26 protein-coding genes and 1 pseudogene are annotated in these 25,145 nt (G+C 38.2%); 10 read left to right on the top strand and 17 right to left on the bottom strand.

What is annotated here, in order from left to right; translation table 11 throughout:
- Positions 1–65: 65 nt before the first annotated feature.
- Positions 66–836 carry a hypothetical protein gene (locus tag GGR21_RS20125; protein WP_246348135.1) on the top strand — a complete coding sequence of 257 codons (771 nt, stop codon included), beginning with the start codon at positions 66–68 and terminating at the stop codon, positions 834–836.
- Positions 837–930: 94 nt separating this feature from the next.
- Here the strand turns inward: GGR21_RS20125 and GGR21_RS20130 are convergent, their stop codons facing one another.
- From GGR21_RS20130 to GGR21_RS20180, 12 genes are all read right to left on the bottom strand, one after another.
- Positions 931–1,236, bottom strand: a complete 306-nt coding sequence (locus GGR21_RS20130; RefSeq protein WP_006844381.1) for a helix-turn-helix domain-containing protein — start codon at positions 1,234–1,236, stop codon at positions 931–933.
- Positions 1,237–1,248: 12 nt separating this feature from the next.
- Positions 1,249–3,285, bottom strand: a complete 2,037-nt coding sequence (locus GGR21_RS20135) for an AAA family ATPase (RefSeq protein ID WP_006844382.1) — start codon at positions 3,283–3,285, stop codon at positions 1,249–1,251.
- Entirely contained in the window at positions 3,248–3,607 is a 360-nt protein-coding gene (locus GGR21_RS20140; protein WP_006844383.1) for a helix-turn-helix domain-containing protein, read from the bottom strand. Before GGR21_RS20140 ends, GGR21_RS20135 begins: the two co-directional genes overlap by 38 nt.
- 178 nt (positions 3,608–3,785) lie before the next feature.
- Positions 3,786–4,637 carry an RteC domain-containing protein gene (locus GGR21_RS20145; RefSeq protein ID WP_006844384.1) on the bottom strand — a complete coding sequence of 284 codons (852 nt, stop codon included), beginning with the start codon at positions 4,635–4,637 and terminating at the stop codon, positions 3,786–3,788.
- Between the two features lie 213 nt (positions 4,638–4,850).
- Positions 4,851–7,145 (bottom strand): copper-translocating P-type ATPase, encoded by a 2,295-nt coding sequence (locus tag GGR21_RS20150; RefSeq protein ID WP_006844385.1) that lies wholly within the window; start codon positions 7,143–7,145, stop codon positions 4,851–4,853.
- A gap of 108 nt (positions 7,146–7,253) precedes the next feature.
- On the bottom strand, positions 7,254–7,664 hold the full coding sequence (locus GGR21_RS20155) for a heavy-metal-associated domain-containing protein (protein WP_006844386.1): 411 nt from the start codon (positions 7,662–7,664) through the stop codon (positions 7,254–7,256).
- A 34-nt stretch (positions 7,665–7,698) separates the two neighbouring features.
- Positions 7,699–8,097: a heavy-metal-associated domain-containing protein gene (locus tag GGR21_RS20830; RefSeq protein WP_006844387.1), complete on the bottom strand. Its 399-nt coding sequence runs from the start codon at positions 8,095–8,097 to the stop codon at positions 7,699–7,701.
- Positions 8,098–8,244: 147 nt separating this feature from the next.
- On the bottom strand, positions 8,245–9,630 hold the full coding sequence (locus GGR21_RS20160) for an efflux RND transporter periplasmic adaptor subunit (RefSeq protein ID WP_006844388.1): 1,386 nt from the start codon (positions 9,628–9,630) through the stop codon (positions 8,245–8,247).
- Entirely contained in the window at positions 9,617–11,122 is a 1,506-nt protein-coding gene (locus GGR21_RS20165; protein WP_006844389.1) for a TolC family protein, read from the bottom strand. Before GGR21_RS20165 ends, GGR21_RS20160 begins: the two co-directional genes overlap by 14 nt.
- 14 nt (positions 11,123–11,136) lie before the next feature.
- A complete protein-coding gene (locus GGR21_RS20170; protein WP_006844390.1) occupies positions 11,137–14,961 on the bottom strand; it encodes an efflux RND transporter permease subunit in 3,825 nt (1,274 codons plus the stop codon).
- A 10-nt stretch (positions 14,962–14,971) separates the two neighbouring features.
- Positions 14,972–15,391 (bottom strand): rhodanese-like domain-containing protein, encoded by a 420-nt coding sequence (locus GGR21_RS20175; RefSeq protein ID WP_006844391.1) that lies wholly within the window; start codon positions 15,389–15,391, stop codon positions 14,972–14,974.
- A 122-nt stretch (positions 15,392–15,513) separates the two neighbouring features.
- Entirely contained in the window at positions 15,514–15,972 is a 459-nt protein-coding gene (locus GGR21_RS20180; RefSeq protein ID WP_006844392.1) for an HYC_CC_PP family protein, read from the bottom strand.
- 991 nt (positions 15,973–16,963) lie between these two features.
- Here GGR21_RS20180 and GGR21_RS20185 point away from each other — a divergent pair.
- The 9 genes and pseudogenes from GGR21_RS20185 to GGR21_RS20225 all read left to right on the top strand — a co-directional run.
- Positions 16,964–17,287: an ArsR/SmtB family transcription factor gene (locus GGR21_RS20185; protein ID WP_183309042.1), complete on the top strand. Its 324-nt coding sequence runs from the start codon at positions 16,964–16,966 to the stop codon at positions 17,285–17,287.
- Positions 17,288–17,361: 74 nt separating this feature from the next.
- A complete protein-coding gene (locus tag GGR21_RS20190) occupies positions 17,362–17,787 on the top strand; it encodes an arsenate reductase ArsC (protein WP_183309043.1) in 426 nt (141 codons plus the stop codon).
- A complete protein-coding gene (arsB, locus tag GGR21_RS20195; protein ID WP_183309044.1) occupies positions 17,780–18,814 on the top strand; it encodes an ACR3 family arsenite efflux transporter in 1,035 nt (344 codons plus the stop codon). Before GGR21_RS20190 ends, arsB begins: the two co-directional genes overlap by 8 nt.
- A 32-nt stretch (positions 18,815–18,846) precedes the next feature.
- Positions 18,847–19,278: a nitrophenyl compound nitroreductase subunit ArsF family protein gene (locus tag GGR21_RS20200; RefSeq protein WP_183309045.1), complete on the top strand. Its 432-nt coding sequence runs from the start codon at positions 18,847–18,849 to the stop codon at positions 19,276–19,278.
- The gene (locus GGR21_RS20205) at positions 19,278–19,976 is read left to right on the top strand and encodes an aromatic aminobenezylarsenical efflux permease ArsG family transporter (RefSeq protein ID WP_183309046.1); all 699 of its coding nucleotides are present in this window, start codon (positions 19,278–19,280) and stop codon (positions 19,974–19,976) included. Before GGR21_RS20200 ends, GGR21_RS20205 begins: the two co-directional genes overlap by 1 nt.
- Before the next feature lie 47 nt (positions 19,977–20,023).
- On the top strand, positions 20,024–20,254 hold the full coding sequence (locus tag GGR21_RS20210) for a thioredoxin family protein (RefSeq protein WP_183309047.1): 231 nt from the start codon (positions 20,024–20,026) through the stop codon (positions 20,252–20,254).
- 95 nt (positions 20,255–20,349) lie between these two features.
- Positions 20,350–20,703 carry an arsenite efflux transporter metallochaperone ArsD gene (gene arsD / locus GGR21_RS20215; RefSeq protein WP_183309048.1) on the top strand — a complete coding sequence of 118 codons (354 nt, stop codon included), beginning with the start codon at positions 20,350–20,352 and terminating at the stop codon, positions 20,701–20,703.
- A 101-nt stretch (positions 20,704–20,804) separates the two neighbouring features.
- Complete coding sequence (gene arsA / locus GGR21_RS20220) at positions 20,805–22,523, top strand: arsenical pump-driving ATPase (RefSeq protein WP_183309049.1); 1,719 nt, start codon at positions 20,805–20,807, stop codon at positions 22,521–22,523.
- 118 nt (positions 22,524–22,641) lie between these two features.
- Positions 22,642–22,915 (top strand): annotated as a pseudogene (locus GGR21_RS20225) (helix-turn-helix domain-containing protein); the annotation flags it as partial.
- Here the strand turns inward: GGR21_RS20225 and GGR21_RS20230 are convergent.
- From GGR21_RS20230 to GGR21_RS20250, 5 genes are all read right to left on the bottom strand, one after another.
- The gene (locus tag GGR21_RS20230; RefSeq protein ID WP_317169915.1) at positions 22,896–23,765 is read right to left on the bottom strand and encodes an RHS repeat-associated core domain-containing protein; all 870 of its coding nucleotides are present in this window, start codon (positions 23,763–23,765) and stop codon (positions 22,896–22,898) included. The pseudogene GGR21_RS20225 and the gene GGR21_RS20230 overlap by 20 nt on opposite strands.
- Positions 23,766–23,830: 65 nt before the next feature.
- A complete protein-coding gene (locus tag GGR21_RS20235; protein WP_183309051.1) occupies positions 23,831–24,190 on the bottom strand; it encodes a hypothetical protein in 360 nt (119 codons plus the stop codon).
- Positions 24,191–24,199: 9 nt separating this feature from the next.
- The gene (locus GGR21_RS20240) at positions 24,200–24,442 is read right to left on the bottom strand and encodes a hypothetical protein (protein ID WP_183309052.1); all 243 of its coding nucleotides are present in this window, start codon (positions 24,440–24,442) and stop codon (positions 24,200–24,202) included.
- Between the two features lie 69 nt (positions 24,443–24,511).
- On the bottom strand, positions 24,512–24,862 hold the full coding sequence (locus GGR21_RS20245) for a hypothetical protein (RefSeq protein WP_183309053.1): 351 nt from the start codon (positions 24,860–24,862) through the stop codon (positions 24,512–24,514).
- The coding region (locus tag GGR21_RS20250) for an RHS repeat-associated core domain-containing protein (protein ID WP_183309054.1) at positions 24,798–25,145 on the bottom strand (348 nt) is incomplete at its 5' end. The genes GGR21_RS20245 and GGR21_RS20250, both read right to left, overlap by 65 nt.

Below are 25,145 nucleotides of genomic sequence, written 5' to 3' on the forward strand. Positions count from 1 at the left end.
ACAGAGCTTTATTATATGCTCTCCTAAATTTTACTTAACTGGTGGTATACTTTTCAATTATTTTAGTGGACTACTTTTCAATTATATTATACAATGTGGAAGCGTTCAATTCACGTGTTCAGCAGGCACCTGATGGCACACGGCTCAATCCTGTGCAGTTAAACGGATTGCAGGGAAGTAACCTGAAAGAAGTCGGCTTAAAGCTCAATGAAATAGCGGATAAAGCCGAAACTTACGGATTATATCAGCCTATCGGAACCCTGTACAGTTTTAACTTGCTTGTAAAATCCGAATCAAGTAACAAAGACGGTTTTATTGTAAAACAGAACCGCTTTTTCGTTAAGGGAGAAGGAGAAATTCTGTATAACTACAATCATGGAGTTATGGCCACCGATCCGAAAACGGCAGCGCAGAATTTCTTAAATGCACTTGAAACGATGCCGAAATTGTTGGAAAGGTACCAGGCAGATAATGAAAAACTGCAAAAAGACGTTCCGGTACTCAAAGAAGTAATCGAAGGTACTTGGCGCAAGGAGCCGGAACTGAAAGTTTTGAAAGACGATTTGATTAAGTTAGACCGTGAAATCCAACTTTCACTTACCCCAATCAGTGAAACCGAAGGACAGGCGGAAAGTGTACCTGATAAGACTGTTTCTACCAACAATCAGAACCAGTCGCAAGGTAAATCCGAAGCATCAACTGTTCAGGATGCACCATTGCCCAATACTTTGCAAGGAGTAAAAGAAATAATGGGGGACAGGCTTATTATTGCATCGGTGGGCGGTAGTCCGCCGAAAGTGGAGAAGAAGGAATCATCTAAAAATTTCAAATTGTAAGAGTAAAGCCCGTTCCTGTCATCACGACGGTACGGGCTTTTGATTAACATTAAAAAATCAATATGAACATAAAAGAAATCGAAAACAAAAGTTCTTACGGCTTTTTATTATTGCCCCTTTTCTTGTTAAAGTTTTCCCGGATAAAGATATGTACATCGCTTTCTTTATAGTAGGTCTTATGGTAAACTGTCTGGAAAGGCAGTTCACCTGTACTACGATAACGTTGCAAGGTGCGCTTGCTTACATTAAGCAGCATACATAAATCCTGATTATCAAGCAAAATTTCTCCGTCCAACATATTTCTTCTTTGGCTCATTTTTTCAAGTTTTTTGTCTTGCCTGTCGAAGCGATCCATAATTCGCTCCATCCATGCTTCAAAATTTTCTTTATCTATATACATAATATTCCATTTTTAGATGATATGCCCTATCATAAAGTAGTTTTGATTGGACGGATCTTTTATTATTATTTCTTTTTCTCGCATATATTTAATGTAGCTTTTGGCTGTGCGTTCTTTTACATCCATTATCTGTTGGATGCGGTCGCACAGCTCTATATAGGTCAGATGCCTTTTTGTATCAAATATTTCACGGGCAACCGTCGCCAGTTCTTTCTCTTTTCGTTTTTCTTTTTCCTCCCGTGGCTTTTCTCCGATATATATGTGCATACCCAATTCTTTATCCCATGAAAATTGCATTAATGGAACGTCGAGAGGGCTGCCGTCCCTTACTTTGAGCGCTTTTACTACCGATATGGACGGATCGCTGTCAAGTTCTATACTAAGGATTGCAGCAGCTTTGCGTTGTAGCTCCGAACCAAGATGCCCCCGCAATTTCAAGCCATTGGGTACATAATGAAGTACGCATACGATACAAGTGCGGTATATTCCCGCCAACCGGTATAATTCGTCCATAATCCTGATGCTTTCCACTTCATCATTTGCCGATGATACTAAATCTGCTATCCCGTCAATAACAACCAAGCGAATGCCCTCATATTCGTAATGGTATTTATCCATACTTTGAACAATGGCTTGCAACCGCTCTTTCCGGGACATTCCGGTAAGGGAGAAAGCCCGTAATTCTTCCGGTTTTTTTTCCAGTTTAGCACGTTTCAGAAGATTTGATACATTTTTGAAAAGTTGTACTTCCGATTGTTCCGTATCATAGAGCAAAACCGCTTTATGGTCGGAATTATCCCGCACATCAACGCCTAACGTATCTATTGGACGATTGTCGTTTCTTATCGAACCTGCAATCAGGGCGGCAACATAGTTACTTTTTCCTGTACCCTCGCCACCGGTAATACAAAGTATATTACCCTGTGTGCCCAGTGGTACGTCGCCGGCAGATATAACTTCCTCTGCTTTTGCCGGAGGATTGTTAAAATCAATTTCGCACGATTTCAGCATGGTCATTGTTTCGTTATATAGGTTATCAAGAAAATCGAGAAATAGTTGCCGGAACTCTTTCCGGCTATTGCCCTTACTGAAATAGTCGGTTATATCTTTGTCTTTTTTCTCTCCTGATAGTGGTAGTACAAGCCGTTTAACGCCATATTCGGATAATGCTTTTTCATGCTTTACCGCACTATCCGTTCCTGTTTTGTCCGCATCGTAGAGTAGTACAATATGTTTAAAGCGGAACGTCAGTTTATAAATAATCCCTGCCGGGATTGTAGAAGTTTCACTATTAAAGCAGATAGCGTGGAATCCGTGAGCGGCAAGTGTCATCACGTCTTTTTCTCCGCCAGAGATGAACAATGTATCTCCTTTGGCGGGTAATTGCTCCAGTCCGAAACAGTAATTCTCTCCGATATTACCACCATACAAGAAACGGACTTCCGAAAACGGACGGTAAATCTTCACATGCCTTTTACCCATATATCCGAAAATCGGTTCATTTTCTGATGAAGTATAATAAAATGGCTTATTGTCTTTATTTTCACTCCTGAACTCTTTTAGTGATACTGTTTTGTATAGTTTAAGTATTTCAGGGGTAATGCCTGACTGCATCCAAAAATCCAATTCTTTTTGGGTGAATTTTTGTTGAAGAATATTATACGGTTTGTTTTTTTGCGGTTCCGGTGGAGCCTGTTGCTTGTTTGATGCGATTGGCGGAGTATGTGAGTAATCTGAATCACTCAATCCTAACGCCATATCCCTGTTTATGGTCTTTAATATTTCTACAAAGTCGGCACCATTTCCACAATTCAAGCCTTTTAGTTTTCCAACAAAAAAGAAGCAATCACCACTATAATCGTCATTGCCGAAATCCTTAATCTTATACACTCCATTGCGACGGTCAAAATACACATTACATGACGCTTTACGGTCTTCATACAAGGGATTGAGGAAATTACGCCCTGTTTTCCATTGGACTGGTATATAATGCTTGAAAACATCAAGACCGTTATTTGTTCGTCTTAATAGTTCGTCTTTGTTGAGCATGATATTTATGATTGTTTATAAGGTCATTCATACATTCATCAGTACTGCGGATTCTCTTTTCAGTAAGCATCCGTTTTATTTCTGCAATGGTATAATATGATTTGCCGGAGATAATAGAATAAGAAATCATCCGGTTACTGCGTAAACGTTGAAGTGTACGTTCACTGATTTTGAGGAAAGTGCAAACTTCGTAACTGTCCACCCACATTTCGTCTGGATCGGTAGTATCATCATCCTGATGATCTATAACGAATTTCGCTATGGCATTGATTTTAGATACTAAATCTTTGTATGCTTGGGATTCTATTGTTATGACATCCATAAATGCAACTGTTTGATTTGCTGCAAAGTTGGGAAGTCGAAAAATACTTTTCTGCCAACTTGGTTGATGTTTTTTTTGAGTTTTTTTGACGAGAAATCAACGGTTTTAGTGGATTTTGAATAGGTAGGATAAAGGCAAAAAAAAACTACCAAGTTGGTAGTTTCTATGAAAAGAAAATCTAAGAAGAATCGTCTTCGTCTATTCGTCGTAAGAGATTCTCTATAATTATTTTTAAATATTTAGCCCGTTCCATCTTTCTATCCTTTATTGATATATATGTTCTGTAATATTCTCCTAAGTCAACATTGAACAAAGTTTCTAATCCTATCATTATTTCTTTAATATCGGCTTTTCCTCGGTTTACATATTTACTTGAATCAAATCCATATCCTAATTCTACTAAAGCGATTAATGGCCCCGTCCATTTTAGATCACTGACCGGAAATGAAGATCTATTTTTATTTATTATAATTTGTTTTTCTATCTGATGCATTTTTTTATTGAGATAAATGCGCAGCATTTCATTACAGATAATTTTTGCTACTTTATAATCATATCCGGTTGAAAAATACTTATCCATTATAAAGTGAACGCTGTCTATGCAAAGTTTATACGATTTTTTCTTTCTCAGAAAATAATGTTCGTCTAAATATGTTGATTTTGACCTGTAGTATTGGTAAAAATCTATGTTCCGTTCAAAAAAATAAGTAAGACTCTCTTGTTCATTTTCATAGTAACTTTTTAATGTATCATTACTTCCATTTGGACATTTTAATTCAATTGTGTGTACTTTATTGAAATATAGCAAAAACCCTAATACTTCGGGTTTGATTTCTTTAAAAAAACATATTTCATCAGATGAATCGATTGAGTTTAAAGAAAGAAAATAACTTCTCATTTTTTCCAAACAATCATTCAAGAAATTTATCATCGATTCAGCTTCTTCTATGGAAATATTACAACTTTCCATATCAACCATTTCCAATTCTGTATGTACTACTTTTAATATTTCTGAATTATATTCTTTCATTTTAAAATTCGAAAGATTTAAATTTAAGCATATGAAAGCCAAAAATATACCTGTAATATAATTTTAGTTTTATTATTAAAAACGTCAAAATTATGATAAAGCACACCGACATATATACTCCAATTTATCAGGTTATTTCATATGCCGGTGTGACACTTAACAGAATCAAATAAAAACAATTAAAATTTCCATCAGGTAATGAATAAATAGAATTTATTTCATTCGCAACATTAATGCATTTATAGCGACTATCACTGTACTGACGGACATTAGCACAGCTCCTATGGCTGGACTAAGGATAATACCTACAGGAGCGAGAACTCCTGCTGCCAATGGTATAGCGATAATATTGTACCCTGCTCCCCACCATAGATTTTGTACCATTTTGTTCGATGTGTTCTTTGCGAGCGAAAGAAAATGAATAATGTCATACGGATTGCTTTTTACCAATATCACATCTGCCGAATCTATTGCAACATCTGTTCCGGCGCCTATAGCCACGCCAATATCTGCGCGAGCCAGAGCTGGGGCATCATTCACCCCATCACCCACCATCATAATAGTTTTACCTTTATGTTGGTATTCCAAAATAACTTTCTCTTTGTTTTCAGGTAAGAGGGAAGCAAATACATCGTTAATACCTACTCGTTCGGCAACAGACTTTGCAGAGGCCTCATTATCTCCTGTTAGCATGACTGGGGTAATGTTTTCTTTATGAAGTTCCTCCACAGTCCGTTTTGCTTCCGGTTTAATCTGATCACCTTGAGCTATTAAGCCTGCAACTTCATTATTGATTAAAAGGTAGCTTATGGAATTACCTTTTCCTGCCAAGTCATTAAACAGGGATTTATCATATAGTATTGCGTTTTTATCCAGATATGCAGCAGTGACAATCTTCGCTTCCTGCCCACTTACTGTACCCGATAGACCTGTTCCGCTTATCAGAGTTACATTTTCAGCCTTTGGTATATCTGTTTTGTACTCTTTAGCCTTATCCAAAATACCCACTGCCAACGGATGATTAGAATGCACTTCCATTGCCGCCATTGTTTTCAGTATATCTGCATCACTCCATCTATCCGAAAGACTTTTTACAACAGAAACGCGGAAATTCCCTTCAGTGAGTGTACCCGTTTTATCCATAGTTACAACGGATATATCCTTTGCTTTTTCCAATGCATTGCGGTTGCGGATCAGCAGGCCATGTGTAGCTCCCAATGATGTGGAACGAGCAACGACAAGTGGTATCGCCAGTCCTAAAGCATGTGGGCAGGCAATAATAAACACTGTTACCATCCTTTCCAATGCGATATTTATATCTTTGTCGATAATATACCAAACAATAAATGCAGTGATACCTACTATCAATGCTATATAAAAGAGTCCTTTGGCTACTTTATCGGAAATGGATTCCGCTCGTGATTTTTCTTGTTGGGCTTGTCCTACTAGTTTCATCACCTGTGCCAAATAACCCGATTCGCCTGTGCCTGTCACTTCTATTACGATAGAGCCCGAACCATTGACCGAGCCGCCTATTACGGTTGTTCCTTCGTTTTTCTTTATGGCTTTGGCTTCACCGGTTACCATTGATTCATTAACAGATGTTTCACCGGATATAACTTTCCCGTCGGCAGGCACTTTTTCTCCTGCCTTTACCATTACATGCTGCCCTTCCTGTATTTGTTGAAGAGGAACATCATTAATACTTCCGTCAGGTTGTACCAGATGCGCACTTCCAGGCAACAACTCAGCCATTTTCTGTAATGCGTTTCCTGCATTACCGACCGCCTTCATTTCTATCCAATGACCGAGTAACATAATAACAATCAGTGTCGCCAATTCCCAAAAGAAATCCATTCGGTGGCCCGGCACTTGCAGAATGTAATTGCTAACAAAAGCGTACACACTGTATATGTAAGAAACAGTGATACCCATTGAAATCAATGTCATCATGGCCGGATTTTTCGTTTTTAGTTCACCTATAGCTCCAGTGAGGAACGGCCATCCGCCGTAAAAGTATAGGAATGAAGCTAACAACAGCACTACCCAATATGAACCTTCGAACGAAAGGGTAAAAGGTAGTTTCATCCCCATCATGGGGGAAAACAGAATAATCGGTATTGCTACGATAAGGGAAATCCAGAATTTCTGTTTAAGATTTCCCATATGTGCCATATGTCCTCCTGCATGGTCATGATTTTGGTGGCCATGTTCCAATGGTATAGACATACCAGTATGGTCATGCCCTTGATGCATACTGTTCATTTCTACATGATCAGGGTTATTATTATGTGACACATTTTGAGCAATTTCTATAGTATAATCGCCAACTTTCGATAAGGCATCCTGCAAAACTTCCGTAGGTATGTGTTTATCCATCCTGATGATGGCTACCGGAGGATCAAGAGTAACAGTTGCATGAATGCCTTCAATCGCATTCAGTGCTTTTTCCACACTGGAACGGCAATGACCACATGTCATACCGCCTATTGTATATGTATGTTTCATGTCTGGCTTCTTTTTATAAGAGGAATGCTCAATCGGAGCATTCCCTTTAAATATAATACTCGCATATCCCGGTTATTTATTTACCGTTTAATATATTTCTAACAGGATTTACCTGTATTTACAACAGCCGGGTAGGGCATTATACGTTTTTTTATCTGTTTTATCCTTCTCTGTATCATGTCCCACTTTAGCAATAGCCTTACTTATTGCCTCAATAGACGTTTTCTTTTCGTCAAAGTTAAGGTGTAGTTCTTTCGTCTTTTTATCCCAAATAGCTGAAGACACGCCTTCCACACTTAATGCGGCAGTCTCAATGCGTTTTTTACACATATCACACTTACCCTCTACTTTGAGCATAGCATGGGCATCTTTCACCGCCTCACTTTTTTCATGTTGATGATGTCCTCCATGTCCGGCATGTATTGTATCTTTTTTTTGCAGGCTATCCTGATTGTTAGCATTAAGGCTGTTTACCGATAAAAATGTAATCGCTGCTATAAACAAAATTATTTTTTTCATTTCATTTTTATTTTAATTGATTAATCATTTGTATTTATTTTCTGTATTTGCAACAGTTAGGCAGTGCATCATATGTTGTCTGGTCAGCCGTATCCCTATCCGTATCATGTCCGACTTTGGCAATCGCCTTACTGATGGCATCCATATTTGTTTGATGTGGATCGAAATTCAGGTGTAGTTCCTTTTTTTCTATATCCCACATAGCTGAAGATACGCCTTTGACACTTTTGGCTGCGGTCTCTATCCGTTCTTTACACGTTTCACAAAGTCCCTGTACGCCCAACATGGCATGTTCATCCTGATGATGTTCATTACCCGATTGAGCCACCGTTTCCGTTTTGGCAGTATCATTACTTGATGCGTTTTTTGAGTTGCACGCACTAAAAGACAGGATGCCTAATCCCAATACTATAACTAAAACATACTTCTTCATTTTATTCTGATTTTAAATTATTAATATTCCATTATTTCTATTTTCTATATTTACAGTAATCGGGGAATGCGTCATAAACTACTTTAGTAGCTTTTTTATGCGTTCCTTAGATATTTCACATAGTTTCTGCACATTTATCATGGCATGTTACTTCTGCATAGAAGACATATCATGTCCTTCATGCCCAGTTGAAGTTTCGGATTGGTTTGTACCTGATGAACCACCCGACATATTGTGACCTTCGTGTCCAGTAACAGGACGGGATGCTTCGGTATTCATCATGCTGCGTTTTCCTTCGAGTTGCGCACTGGCATCAATAGTAAAGGCTCCGTTAGTTACAATCTCATCTCCTTCATTTACACCCGAAAGCACAACATACGAATCGCCGAGTGAAGGGCCGAGTTCAATTTCATGCAGCATAAATGCTGGAGACTGTGTATTCGGCTGTTTCACATAGACAATCGAACGTTTCCCTGTCCATAACACAGATGATTTTGGTATGACAACTTCATTATTGAATTGTTTCAATGGGGCTTTGATAATGGCATTGGCATACATTTCTGGCTTTAATTGCATACCGGAGTTGGCTGTTTCTACCCGAATTTTAGCTGTACGGGTCGTTCTATCCAATATCGGATCAATAAAGGATATTCGGCCTGTAAATGTTTTACCGGGTACAGCCTGTAACGTAAAATCAATTTTATCCCCGACTTTAAGGAAGGGCAGATCTACTTCATAGGCATCGAACATAGCCCATACTTGTGACAGGTTGGCTATATCAAAAAGGACACTACCTTGATTAATATAATCTCCTTGGCTCACTTTTTTACTTACTACAATACCGCCAGTATTGGCTTTTATTTCCACCAATGCAGATACATTACCCGATTGCTCTACCCTTGCTATCTGTTCATCTGTCAATTTCCACAGGCGCAGTTTTTCACGTGCCGCCTGAATTAAGGCAGGTTGTACTGATTGCATTTTAGCAGCTTCCAATAATTCCTGTTGTGCACTTAACAATTCGGGAGAGTAAATTGTAGCAATTGTTTGCCCTTGCTTCACACTTTCTCCGGTAAAATTGATAAAGAGTTTTTCAATCCGTCCACTGACATGGGATGTCTGTGATTGTGACAATCGTTCATCAGCTTGTATCGTACCATACAACTGAATGTCTTTTATCGGATTTTGGCGGCTGATTACAGTCGTTTGTATATTAGCCAGAGCGGCAGCTTCTTTTGACAATTGAATTGCTTTTGGGTCAATCGCCTCATCAGCGCTATCTGACGTTTTCAACGGAATCAAATCCATACCGCAAATAGGGCATTTACCAGGTTTATTTTGCCTTATTTGTGGGTGCATGGCACAAGTCCAGATTTGTTCTGTACCTTCCTCGTGTACATGCTCAGTTACTTCATTATGATTATTGGATGAGCCTCCGAATATCAGCCATCCGATAAATAGTCCTGCAATGAGTATCAATCCGTACTTGATATAATTATTATTGATTATCTTTTTAAATTTATTCGTTTCCATAATATGTGTTATTTACGTTTTGTTCTGTATCCTTAAATGAAATCAGCTTTTGGATGGATGCCACCATTGTATTGTAACTTGCGACTGCTTCGGCTTTTTTGAGTTGATAATCCAACAGTTGCCGTTGAACCTGTATGACATTGGTTAGATCGCTTTTTCCTGCAACAAATTCCTGTACAACCAAATTGTAGGTTGTTTCAGCAAGGTCTGACTGTTTTTTATAAAGCGAAATTTTACGGGAAGCATCATCCAATAGGTGCTTTGTCTTATATAATTCAGATTCTATCGCATTGTAAGTATTGGCGTACTTCTCTTTACTGGCTTGCCACCAAAATTTACTTTCGCGTTGTTGTGCCTTATACTTGTTACGATAAAGTGGGATACTAACTGAAATCATCGGCATAATCATATCCTTTCCGTTCATATCGCCCATTCCAAACATCGGATCATCCGTTTTTTTATTAAGCATATATTGTACTCCAATACCGAACATTGGATAACTCATCTTTTTATCCATTTCGGCTTTAGCTTTATAGGCAAGCCCTTCTTCATTAATCATTCCCAGCATAGGGTTCTGATCACTAATCTTTGTCATAGCTTCAGGATCGAAAAGGAATGAGAGTTGCTCAAAGGCTTCGGGTATTTGTATTTCGCTGTCGGCGGAACGGTTCAGTAAAGCATTGAACTTTGCTTTTTCCGCTTTTATTTCCGAAAGAATACTTTCTATATTATTATCCAATTCAGCTATTTCCAACTGGATACGTAATACATCGGACATACCTCCCGAAGCCGAGTTACTCATACCTGATGACATACTACTACCTGAACTGCCCATCGAAGACATACTTGTACTCTGAGTGGTTGCTTGAGAACCAGCTGAAGACATACCGCTTCCCATCGAGGACATACTACCTCCACTTCCAACCGGAGGTGTACTGGTCGGCTGGGTTGGGGCAGAAATTGAGTACCCTGCTCCTGAACCAGCTGATGGAGACGAAAATTTACGCAACGCTAATTGTTCCAACTGAGTCAGCAGGGCTTTATTATCCCTGTTATTCATTAATTTCTGTTGAAGGCTGCAAAGGATAAACCACTGAGTGTATATTTCCAGATAAAGGTTATCCCTTGTTTCACGGAATTTTTCGAATGACATTTTTGCCATATGGGTGGCTTCGGTCTGTGCAGCTTTCTTTGTACCAAACCATGGGAACATCTGCATCAGTTTGAACTCGGCAACTTGTTTTCCTCCGATAATATCCATCGGTTCAAGGAAAAAGCCCATTTCAAGTTCAGGGTCTTGATAAGCTCCTGCTTGTGGGATTTTTTGCAGCGATGCCTTATAAACCATAAAATCGGCTTTAACACCGGGGTTATTTGAGGCTGCAATTTTGAGATAATGGCTAAGCGAATCAGCAGTTTGTGCTGAAACTGCACCGGTTGCCATTATCATCATTAATAGCATTGTTAAATATTTGATTCTTATTGTTGTCATAATACAATCTGTTTTTATTCTTTTATTTTACCGTGTTTTTTTATTGCTGATTCACGCCACCAACATTGAAACACTGGAACTACGAACATAGTCATCGACTGGATAAGCATACCCCCAAAAGTAGGGATGGCCATCGGAACCATAATATCCGCTCCTTTACCAGTCGACGTTAGTACCGGAAGTAAGGCAATAAGTGCAGTTGCCGTAGTCATAGCAGCAGGGCGTACTCGTCTTAATCCAGCATGAACTACAGCCTCTCTAATTTCATCTTTGGTATGTGGGTCACGTTCAAGGAAAGTATCATGGATATATGTACCCATTAATACACCGTCATTGGTGGCAATGCCGAATAAAGCAATAAATCCTACCCAGACAGCAATACTCAGGTTTATCTGATGCATTTGAAACAGGTCGCGCATATTCATATCCCCGATTGAGAAGTTCATAAACCAAGGCTCTCCATAAAGCCACAGCAGGATAAATCCTCCGGCAAAAGCTACGATTACTCCGGAAAAGTGGATCAATGATGCTGTAACGGTTTTGAACTGGAAATACAATATCAATAAGATAGCCAGCAAACTTAACGGTATAACAACCAATAGTCGATTAGCAGCCCTTTTTTGTTGTTCATAATTTCCAGCAAACTTATAAGATACACCTTTGGGTAATTCTAACTGCCCAGATGCTATTTTATCTTTAAGTATCTTGTCAGCTTCCTTAACAACATCTACTTCAGCTTTCCCTGCCACTTTATCAAAGATAACATAACCAAGCAAGAAGGTATTTTCACTTTGGATCATCTGCGCTCCTTTGGTATATTCTATATCTGCTACTTCCTGTAAAGGAATCTGGGCTCCGGTTGCTGTAGGTACAATCAGTTTAGCCAATTCTTCGGGATTATCTCTCAATTCCCTCGGATACCTTAAACGCACAGGAAAACGTTCACGCCCTTCTACGGTTGTGGTCAGGGGCATTCCTCCTACTGCCGCACCGATCACATCTTGTAAATCTGCCACGGTAATGCCATAACGCGCCATATTCTGACGGTTTAGTTTTATTTCAATATAGGGTGCTCCGACCGCACGATCATAAAATACAGTAGATGAAAGAATCGACGGAATATCTTTCAAGGCTGTTTCCAATGCTTTACCACCTTGCTCAATGGATTCCAAATCGGGTCCTGATACTTTTAATCCCATCGGCGCACGCATACCTGTCGAAAGCATAACCAAACGGGCTTCTATAGGTTGTAATTTGGGCGAGGATGTAAGTCCGGGCATATGGGTTACGTTCACAATTTCCTGCCAAATATCATCCGCTTTTTTAATGTGAGGGCGCCACTGGCGGAAATAATCTCCTTTGCTGTTGATAACAAGACTATCGGCAGGTAGTAGGCGGAAACCATCTTTTGGATTATAAGTACCTCCACCTTTTAAAAGAAATTCACCATTACTATTAACTTTAAATCGTTGCCGATGCCCATCTTCGTCCAGTATATATTCGCTACGGTAGTTAATCGTATTTTCAAACATTTGGGTTGGAGCCGGGTCGAGTGCAGAATTGACACGTCCCCATTTACCTACGGTTATATCGACTTCGGGGATATTGGAAATACGCTTATCCAGTGTTTCTATAAATTGTAAATTCTGCTCTATACCCGTATGTGGCATGCTGGTTGGCATCAAAAGGAACGAGCCTTCGTTCAGGCTTGGCATAAATTCTTCACCGATGCCAGGGAAACGTTCACTCGAAGCCTGCCAGAAAGTAGTCTGTCTGAAACTCTTCCAGCCTACGGTTTCAAACCCTTTGGCGACAAAACCGAATGTTGTATCGAATCCCAACCATATCATAATACCAAAGAATACCGTAACCAGAGGTATAAGCATAAATTTCCAACGATGTTCCAAGCACCAACGTAAGATACGTTCGTAATAAATTACCAATATCCATAACAAGGCTAAGATTATACTTATAGCTACAAGAACAAATATCAGGTTTAAAAAGAATCCTTCCTGTGGGCCAATAGGTAGCCATTCGATAGTCAGGTAATAGACGGCAACCAGAATGGCAATGCCTATATTTATATAAGTAGGTATCTTCTTATTCGTCCAACGGTTGGCAAGGAAGTTATTTAGTCCGAATAGAGTGAGTGCTAACGCAGCAAATACACCTGTAAAGACAAACAACAGAATACCTCCAGCTATCAAGATAATATTAGCAATTCTACGCATCTGGGCGGAAGTTACTTTAATGGAAAATGCATAATAGGCCAGTGTTGGTAACAGGCTTAGCCCCAGTAGTAATGCTGATACAAGTGCAAAGGTCTTTGTAAATGCTAGCGGATGGAATAATTTCCCCTCTTGTGCCTGCATGGCAAAGACCGGCAGGAAGCTCACAATGGTTGTAAGCATAGCTGTAGTAATAGCCCCCGAAACTTCTCTAACACTTTTATATATCAGATTCGCAAAGGCTTTCCCTTTAGAAATACCTTCATTTTCAGGCATTTCCATATGCCGGATAATATTCTCTACAAAGACGACTCCGACATCTATCATGACCCCGATAGCGATAGCAATACCCGACAGTGCAACAATATTAGCTTCAATCCCTGTATAACGCATGATTATAAAGGTCGCTAATACTGTTATAGGGAGCATGGCGGAAATTACAACTGATGCACGTAGATTAAAGACTAATACTATTACAACAATAATACAAATCAGTATTTCGTGAGAAAGAGCGGTTTCCAGCGTCCCTATAGTTTCTTGTATCAGTCCTGACCTGTCATAGAAAGGAACAACAGTAACTTTCGATATAGTTCCGTCTGCCAGCGTTTTTTGTGGCAATCCAGCTTCCATCTCTTTGATTTTTGCTTTTACATTGTCGATAACTTGCATTGGATTAGAACCATAGCGGGCAACCACAACGCCGCCGACAGCTTCGACACCTTCTTTATCCAGACCACCTCGACGTGTCGCTGGCCCCAGATTGACAAAAGCGACATCTTTTATTTTTACGGGTACACCGTTGCGGACAGTAATAACTGCTTCTTCCAGATCGGAAACATTCTTAATATATCCCAATCCCCTGACTAGATATTCAGCCTTATTGATTTCCACCGTTTCAGCACCAATATCCAAATTGCTCTTTTGCACCGCATTCATCACATCCATGATGGATACATTAAAGGCACGCATGGCATTGGGATTTATTTCTACCTGATATTCTTTCACAAACCCACCAATAGATGCAACTTCGGATACTCCTTCGGCTGCCGAAATCGAATATTTGGCATAAAAGTCTTGAATAGTCCGTAATTCATCGGGGTTCCATCCTCCGGTAGGCTCTCCTGTTTCAGGATTACGTCCTTCAAGAGTATACCAGAATATTTGTCCTAAAGCGGTGGCATCGGGCCCCAAGCTGGGCTGTACTCCTACAGGCAGCGTTCCCGCAGGTAGAGAGTTCAGCTTTTCCAAAACTCTGGAACGACTCCAGTAAAATTCGATGTTATCGTCAAAAATGATATAAATAAACGACATACCGAACATAGAGGTACTGCGGATAGTTTTTACTCCGGGTATCCCCAGTAATGAAGTAGATAACGGATACGTAATTTGTTCCTGAATATCTTTAGGTGAACGTCCCATCCATTCGGTGGCGACAATTTGCTGATTTTCCCCTATATCAGGAATAGCATCCACAGGGACGGGGTCGCGTGGCAATACGCCACCATGCCAATTGAATGGAGCTGTAGATAGTCCCCAAACAATGATGATAACAAGTAATAACAATGTTATAACTCTGTTATCGAGAAAATACTTGATGATTCTGTTAAGCATACTACATATTTTATTTATCAGTTAATAATAATTCGTTCAATTTTTCCCATCCACCTCCGTTATAGACATTTATAAATCCTTGATGTGTTAAAAATGACTTGGCTTTTTCACTTCTCTTTCCACTACGGCAAACTATAACAATAGGTTCTTTTTTTTGTAGGAAAAAAAGAGAATCATTGAATTTATCAAGTGGAATATTTATAGAATTTCTTATATGACCTTCATTATACTCCAGCTCTGTGCGAACATCAAGTATAATAGCGGATTTATTCTCTACCAGATACTTAATATGGGTATAAAGAGGCACTGACGGTTGGGTGACAACCGAATCAATTAGAACTGTATCCGTACTATAATGGGTATATACGGGACGTCCTATGATATAGCCATTGGAGATAGCTATACCAATTAGAAAATAAAAAGGTTTCATTGTTTTTTGATTTGATAAACATTTGTTAATCTTTAGTTATAGATATAAACAACCTTACTACATATTCGGTTTAGGATATGCATAATCAAGCGAATGACTATATAGCCACAAGGTTTATCAAATCAAATACGATAGATGCAAATATAAGTCAACAGGTCTATGTTATGTAAACTAAAACCTCCTGGCGGAAAGTATTGACTTGTTTTTGTTATGCCCTCATTATTTGTAGGTATAAGCAGATTAAGAGCTAACCATACGCTTTCAAATGTTGGCAATACATTATTCAAGTTAAATTGTTGAGCCTGATACTGATAGTCATCCGTGGAAAATTCAATTTTTTGGATGTCACAGCAGTTCTCATGAGATGGTAATATATTATATTCCTGTGCATTTTGGTTAGAATGGCAGGAATCATTTCCCTGTTGTGGCATTTCCATATCTTCACAGCAGGACTCTTCTATTTCATTGTTTAAAACTCCAAAGGAATATAATTCTCCTGCACAAAAATGCATAGCAAGTACGGGATGAGCCCCGATAACCAGCATTAATAGTAACAGAAATATTGATATAACCTTCTTCATTTTTATTACTGTAAAATTTTGCTTATAAAGTAAGCCATCTGCAAAAGTAGATAATTATTTTAATATAAACACAATAAAATTGTTTTTTTTGCTACAAATGATTAAATGTGCAAGGTGCAAGTATCTATATATAGATAAACTTGCACCTTGCATTGCATATAAAATATTATTATTCAGATATTTTGGTTGTTTCAGAAATAGTTGTAACTTTGAACCTGAGTTTTATGCAGACAAATCGGCGTCAAGGGCAGCAAGTACTGCCAGTAATATGCAGCAAGAGTGCAGATTTTACTTTGATTTGTACTTTGAAACTTATAAATGATGATTTTTTCACTTAATATGTGTGGTTTGGTAATCCGAGGATTCGGGTACAGCCTTACCACAATGGAAGTGTCAATAGAGACGTGGAGATTAAAGCACTGTAATTGAATTAGTTAGCTTTGTTTAACCCAATTCGTACCCCCTAAGATAATTCGTAGGGATGAAGCATTAAAATCCAGTCATTTAAGGTCTTTAGGTGGCTTTCCCGTCCGTTCCGCCCAAACAGTCGGAAAGATTTGGAAAGCTAATGTGTTGAAATAAAGTAAGTTAAAAATAACTTAACCCAACTCGTACCCCCTAAGCAAAATCAAGAGGGTAACATATTGAAACACAGCGATTTATACCTTAAAGGTGGCTTTCCCGTCCATACCGCCCAACGAAAAGCTAATAGTCAATAAAACAGACTGTTAGCTTTTTTATTTTGTCGATTTGCACCACATTTGCACCACATGTATATATTTTTGAATATATATTTAACCTTATCTTACCCCTCATCTACAAATAAAACTTCAAAAAATAGGATAACAAAGTTTATTCAACTCTAAAATTATTATTTTTCTTTATCTGGATAGGTAAAAATAGCCGTTTATATCTTTTTGTTAAATATCTGTTCGTAAACTTGCGAATTTAAAATCTATTCGTATATTTGCGAACGATAAATATAAATGATATGTCAAAGAAAGAACTTACAACCGAACAAGAACAGCTTGCACGCTTCGCCAAAGCATTAGGGCATCCTATCCGTATAGCTATACTTGAAATGCTTGCCAATCAATCATGTTGTTATCATGGCGATATGTCGGAAATACTGCCTATTGCTAAAAGTACATTGTCACAACATCTGAACGAATTGAAAGATGCAGGACTGATACAGGGAACAATCACACTGCCGACAGTCAAATACTGTATCAATGGCGAAAATTGGGAAAAAGCAAAGACTTTATTCTCTACCCTTTTTGTAACAGTTAAGAATGAAGAGAACTGCGATATTTAATAAACATTTATCCTTATTGTTCGTATTTTTACGAAACAAGAACAGTTTGTATAAATACGAATTAATGTAATAATATGAAAATTTTAATTCTCTGTACAGGCAATAGCTGTCGTAGCCAAATGGCTCATGGATTTTTACAATCATTCGACCCTAAACTATTGGTATATTCCGCAGGAACACAAGCAAGCGGAAAAGTAAACCCTAAAGTAATAGAAGTGATGCAGGATGCAGGGGTAGATATTTCGCACCATACATCTGATAGTGTTGAAAAATATATAGGTGAACAATGGGATTATGTAATAACTGTTTGCGGTGGTGCAAATGAAAATTGCCCTACTTTTTCAGGAAAGGTAAAGAACCGCTTACATATCGGTTTTGACGACCCTTCCGAAGCTACAGGAACGCCCGAATTTATACAATTGGAGTATATCAGGGTAAGGGATGAAATTAAAAAAGCATTTCACGAACTATATACAAATAAGATAAAAGGCTATGAGTAAACCAAAAATGAGTTTCTTGGATAAGAACTTAACCCTTTGGATATTCCTTGCAATGGCTATCGGTGTGGGATTAGGGTATTTTGTGCCCTCTTTCAGCAGCTATATAGATTCCATGTCGAGCGGAACAACCAACATACCTTTGGCAATCGGTCTAATCCTGATGATGTACCCGCCATTGGCAAAAGTAGATTATAAACAACTGCCGAAAGTGTTTTCCAACATAAAGATATTATCCATTTCATTAATTCTGAATTGGATTATCGGGCCTGTATTAATGTTTGTACTTGCTATTGTGTTTTTACACGATTATCCCGAATACATGGTAGGCGTTATTCTGATAGGTCTTGCAAGATGTATCGCTATGGTGCTTGTATGGAATGATCTTGCAGAAGGTAACACTGAATACGGTGCAGGACTTGTCGCCCTGAACAGTATCTTTCAGGTATTCTTTTACAGTTTCTATGCGTGGATATTCGTAACCAAATTACCCCCTTTATTCGGCTTTGAGGGTGCGATAGTGGATATATCCATTGGCACAATAGCAGAAACAGTTGCTATCTATTTAGGTATTCCTTTTCTCATGGGTATTCTCAGCCGTTTTATATTGGTTAAAGTCAAAGGTGAACAATGGTACAAGGAGAAGTTTATCCCTGCCATATCGCCAATTACCCTGATAGCATTATTATTCACCATTGTATTAATGTTCAGTCTGAAAGGTGAGCTGATTGTACAAATACCGTTAGATGTGGTACGTATTGCCATACCGCTACTTATCTATTTCGTGATGATGTTCTTCCTTAGCTTCTTTGCAGGCAAATTAATGGGTGCATCCTATGATAAAAACGCTTCCATAGCATTTACAGCCACAGGTAACAATTTTGAATTGGCTATTGCAGTTGCTATCGGTGTATTCGGTTTGCATAGCGGACAAGCCTTTGCAGGCGTAGTCGGTCCGCTTGTAGAAGTACCTGTACTTATTCTTTTGGTAAATATAGCCTTTTGGCTCAAAAAGAAATATTACAAATAAGTATCATGTAAAACCAACAAATCATTAATTGTATGAACAAAAGTATTTTAATACTCCTGTTAGCCGTATTCTTTATAGCTTGCGGAAACAAAACCGAAAACAAACAAGCGGAAAACCCGATACAGGAACAGACCGTAACAACGGCGGACGCTTCGGTTGTGAACGTCTATTATTTTCACGGCAAACAACGCTGTAGAACCTGTATAGCGATTGAGAATGTAACTAAAAATGCAATAGCCGAGAATTACAAGGATAATCCGAAAATAAAATATACGGAAATAAACATAGATGAAGCCGTAAACAAAGATTTAGTGGAAAAGTACGAAATCGCTTTTAGTTCCCTGCTTATAGCTAAAGGTGAAAACTCAACGGATTTGACGGAGCAGGCTTTTGCCAATGCAGTGAACTCGCCTGATGTACTTACCAACCTGATAAAAGAAGAAGTTAATAAACGTATTGACTGATGGAGTTTCTTCAACAGATAGTAGATAATTCGGATATTCCTGTATTTACGGCTTTTATATTAGGCTTAATGACAGCTATAAGCCCTTGCCCGTTAGCAACCAATATAACGGCAACAGCCTACCTTAGTAAAGATATAGCCGACAAAAAGCGTGTACTTTTCAATGGTATATTCTATACACTTGGGCGTACATTCAGCTATACAGCTTTAGGATTAGTCTTTTATTTTGGTGCAAGCAAATTTCAGATAGCTAAATTATTGCAAAACATTAGCGGTTTATACTTGGGAATAGCTTTAGTCATTATCGGTATTCTGATGCTCGATGTAATAAAATTCAATATTCCTGCTTTAAGCAAATTCACATCGAAAGTCAGCGAAAAGAAAATGAAAAAGAATTACCTGAACGCTTTTCTATTAGGTGTATTGTTTGCTTTAGCTTTTTGTCCGTATAGTGGTGTATTGTATTTCGGGGTGCTTATTCCTATGACAATCAGCAGTGCATCAGGGCTACTTTTACCTCCTGTATTTGCCATAGCAACAGGCTTGCCTGTTATCATTATCGCATATTTATTGGCTTACAGTATGTCGAATGTCGGCAAGTTCTACAATAGGATAAAAAACTTTGAAGTATGGTTCAGGCGTATTGTGTCGGCTGTATTTATCATAGTAGGAATATATTATATAGTAATGAATATCTAAGGTCGCAGACCTTTTTATTATCAAATCAGAATTAAAACAATACAGATATGGAAATTATAGTATTGGGCACAGGTTGTCCCAACTGTAAAACAACCTATGACAGGGTAGCCAAAGTAATTGCAGATACAAACAGTACGGCTACTTTAAGGAAAGAAGAAGATATATTGGAAATAGTCAAATATAACATTATGTCACTGCCTGCCGTTGTGGTGGACGGGGAAGTAAAGATAAAAGGCTATGTCCCGACAGAAGAAGAAATAAAACAAGTAATAAACTAAGGTCACAGACCTTTCTGTTACTTTCATTGTGAAACAGCAACCATTCTAAGATATTGATAAATAACTTATAATATAAATATAATCATATAAAAAATATGTTAGATTTAAAATTAGATACCCGAAAAGAGGTAAAAATATACGACCCTGCACTTTGTTGCCCGACTGGATTATGCGGAGTGAATATCGACCCTGAACTGATGCGTATTGCGGTAGTTATAGAAACGCTGAAAAAGAAAGGAATTACGATCGAAAGGTTTAATCTTCGCGATCATTCACAGGTATATGTCGATAATAAAAAAATCAATGAATACCTGATGAAAGAATCGGCAGAAGTATTGCCTATTACCACTTTAGACGGTGAAGTTATATTGACAAAGCAATACCCGACCAATGCACAGATAGCCGAATGGCTGAATGTAAAAGAGGAAGAACTTACCGTTAAAAAATAAAATACATATTCTTTTCTGCTCCAATGATTTATTCTATTCACTAAGGATAGAAAGGGAGTTTATTATCTCACATTTTCAATAAACCAATAAAAAGAAACAAGATGAAAAAGTATAATCCGTCAAATATCGATCTGACAAAATATATATTCTTTACAGGCAAAGGTGGTGTAGGTAAAACATCTATTGCCTGTGCCACAGCCGTAAACCTTGCTGATAGCGGTAAAAAAGTCCTTTTAATAAGTACCGACCCTGCATCTAATTTGCAGGACGTGTTTAATTTGGATTTGAATAATAAAGGCACGCAGATAAAGGAAGTGCCTAACCTGACCGTAGTAAACTTAGACCCAGAGCAGGCAGCCGCCGAATACAGGGAGTCGGTAGTTGCGCCATTCAGGGGAAAATTACCCGAAAGTGTGATTACCAATATGGAAGAACAGCTATCCGGCTCATGTACGATAGAAATTGCAGCATTTAACGAGTTTTCGGATTTTATCACTAACCAAGAAAAAAGAAAAGATTATGATTTTATAATCTTTGATACAGCACCCACAGGCCACACTTTGCGAATGCTACAACTACCGTCTGCATGGAATACCTTTATTGCCGAAAATACCACGGGCGCATCCTGTTTAGGTCAGCTTTCAGGATTGGAAGACAGGAAAGAAGTTTATAAAAATGCAGTCAGTACATTATCTGACAGCAAACAGACAACGCTTATCCTTGTAAGCCGACCTGATGAAAGCCCATTGAGAGAAGTAGAGCGTTCATCCAATGAGTTATTAGACTTGGATATTATATCGCAAAACTTGATTATAAATGGAGTTTTGGAGAACTATGACGAAAACGATACGGTATCAAAACAGATATACGAAAGGCAGCAAAATGCCCTGAATAACCGTTCAGCAGCCTTATTAAAATTGAATACTTATATTGTTCCGCTTCGTTCCTATAACATGACAGGCATTGATAATATACGCAATATGCTGAATAGCGATGTCCGTGCAGAAGTCGCACAAAAGGAAGTCAATACAAATGATTTCCAGACTATCGACAATATTATTGACGACCTGTATAATTCGGGTAAACGTGTAATTTTTACAATGGGAAAAGGTGGTGTAGGAAAAACAACCATTGCAGGCAATATTGCAAGAGGATTAGCAGGAAAAGGTGTAAAAGTACATCTGACTACAACCGATCCTGCAAACCATCTATCTTTTATCGAAACAAAAATAAACGGCATTACCGTTAGCCACATAGACGAAAAAACAGTATTAGTAGCCTATCAGAAAAATGTATTGGATAAGGCAAGGGAAACAATGGGCGATGCTGATTTAAGCTATATTGAAGAAGATTTACGTTCACCATGTACACAGGAAATTGCTGTTTTCAATTCCTTTGCCGAAATTGTAGCAAAAGCCGATAATGAAGTAGTAGTAATAGACACTGCACCGACAGGGCATACTTTGTTATTATTAGATTCCACACAAAGTTATCATAAGGAAGTGGAACGAACACAGGGCAATATTACGCCTGCCGTCCAGAACCTTTTGCCACGTTTACGGAATGAAAAAGAAACGGAAGTAGTAATAGTCACACTACCTGAAACAACGCCAGTATTTGAAGCTCAACGGCTACAACAGGATTTACAGCGTGCAGGCATTAATAATAAATGGTGGGTGGTTAATTCAAGTCTGTTGCTTACTCCGACTAACAGCCCATTCCTGAAAGCAAAGGCACAAAGCGAAATACAATGGATTGATAAGGTAAGCGAAATTTCAAATGGTAATTTTGCCGTGATTGAATGGAAAGATAAAGTATAACCAATAAAAAAAGCTCTCGAATTATCGGGAGCTTTCATTTTATCATATAAATTGAAATAGTCACGATTTAATCTGACAGTTACCAATAAAAACAGTAACATTATAAAAAGATTAAATTATGACTACTTCACAAAAAATCATCAAGAACAAATTAGGTGTTTTAGGATTAGCTCAACAATTAGGTAATGTATCCAAGGCCTGTAAGATTATGGGCTATAGTCGGGATGGTTTCTATCGCTTTAAAGAGCTATATGAACAAGGCGGAGAATTAGCATTACAAGAAATATCTCGCTTTAGGTCAGGTAAGAGTTAGTAATGAGTTAAAGAAAAAGGGATTCTCTGTTTCAGCAGGTGGAGTTCGTAGTATTTGGCTCAGGCATAATTTACAAACTTATCAAGCTTTTTTGTGTAATTATCTATTTTATCCTCAATAGCACCGTATACTTTATTCGCATAAGCTGAATCTGCTGCATTTGCGTATGCCATTCCTGTCGGATCGATATACTTCAACGGATTATTCGCTACATACACATACGGACTAATTGAATAATACTTCTCCGCCAACGGATCAACCGTCGTAAAACCCCAATCATATTTCCACCTCGCACTATAATCATACATATTCAACCCGTTACGGGTATCCAACTCCTTGTCGTTGTATTTGTATGGTTGTACGGTTTGGTTTGTGCTTTCTGCAAACGAATTCCCGAAAGGATAATACTGTGTGCTCTGAACAGCATCGCTATACTGGTCAATCACTATCCGGTTGTTACCCAGATGGTCACGGATATAAAAGTAATAATTTCCATTCTGATAATAACCGCCATCGACTAAAATTCTCTTCAATCCGTCATTTTCGTAGATAATATTACCTACATAATCTGTTGTTTCCGTTTCGGTCAATGCATTTACATTTACAGCCGAACCGATAACCGGATTGGTTGAATAGCCCGGATTCCATCGCTGTACAGCTCTTAACTTTACTCCTGCTGCTGAATAAGTATACTCATTTCGTCCTTCTACTGTCTTGTTCTTTATATCTACGGTTTGAGGTAGATTTAGCATATTGTAGGTAATTGAAGAAATACCCTTGTTCAGGTCTTTGGTCATTGCCCCGTTCTTATTGTAAGCATATTCCACACCAGTACCTTTGGTATAATCCTTGAAATCCATCGAGGCAGTCAGGTTTATATCGGCTATGGCATCTGTAACTGTCTTCATTTGATTACCGTTATAGGTCATCGTCAGGTTGTCATGTGTCAGATTAGGGAATGATTGTATAACAAATTCATAATCTGATAGATGACCTAATCCATAATAAAATAGAATCTATTCTTATCCCTTAATACATAGATTGTATCTGAATCTTTCTTTTTATATATAGAGTCTCCAATTTGGATAAATTCATCAAAATATGATTTATCATCTGATTCATTTATTATCCGATCAGGGTTAAATCTATTACCATCTGATATTCCGATTAATGTACCTCTATTAAAAGAAAAACCGACACCTCTTTTTTCAATGACAGTTCCACTGATATAAAAATTCTTAGTTAAAACAGGATAATGCGCCCTCTGAGCATTACCTTGTTTAAAGCAGTATAAAGTGAATAATATAACAAATGAGGATGTCAGAAATCCTATTATTTTTTCATATTTAGTCATACTCTTTCTTTAAAAAACAACATCTAATATATTCTTTAAATTAACACTGGGATATAATTCCCATGTTTCTGTATATGTTGGAATGAAATATCCATTTAATTTGAACGGAGCATAACCCAGTCCTCCTCCTCCAGAAATTCCAATTATCCACTCATTACGTTTATCCTGAGCAAATGTTATTCCTACATTTATGCTGAAAACACCTGCAAGACCATCTAGAGATAAATTAAGACTTCCAGACCATCCATTCAATGATTTCCGATTGAAATTTTGAGCATTTCCTGTGTAAAAAACAAAAGTATAATTGTAACCTACTGATATTCACATAAATCCAACTCCATATCCATCATTAATGTGTCCAAATAATTTACCTTTATCTTCTCCTCTGAGAATGATGCCAGCGCCTCCTCCAATTTTTCCTGCGCCAAAAGGAAAACATTCAGCATCTACCCCTAGCTCGCCAAACCAAGCTACCGGAAAAAATTTAGGCTGCCCAGAACCGTTACCCCCAGTCAATAGATTAAGTAAAAAAGAGGCTACAGGAGACGGGATATCTTTGTCTTTTATGGTCTTTACCAAGTCAAAATGAGATTTTTTAGGAGGATCTTCATCCCCCTTCAAACTCCATCGAACTATATACATCCCACCACGACGCTTCATTACCATCTTCATCTTCATATCTGTTATTATCCCAGTTATAAGTATAACTCATCCCCGTCGGATCAATAAACTTAATCGGATTATTCGCACAATACGCATACGGCGACCAACTATAGTATTTCTCCGCCAATGGATCGACCGTCGTAAACCTCCCTAACGCCCCGTCATAATATCTCGCAGAGTAATCATACAGATTCAGCCCATGCGTCTTATCCAACTCCTTGCCATTGTACTTGTACGGTTGAGTGCTTTGACTTGTACTTTCTGCCATGGCCATACCAAACGGGTAATACTG

It is taken from the genome of Dysgonomonas hofstadii (assembly GCF_014196915.1).
Taxonomy (GTDB): Bacteria; Bacteroidota; Bacteroidia; order Bacteroidales; family Dysgonomonadaceae; genus Dysgonomonas; species Dysgonomonas hofstadii.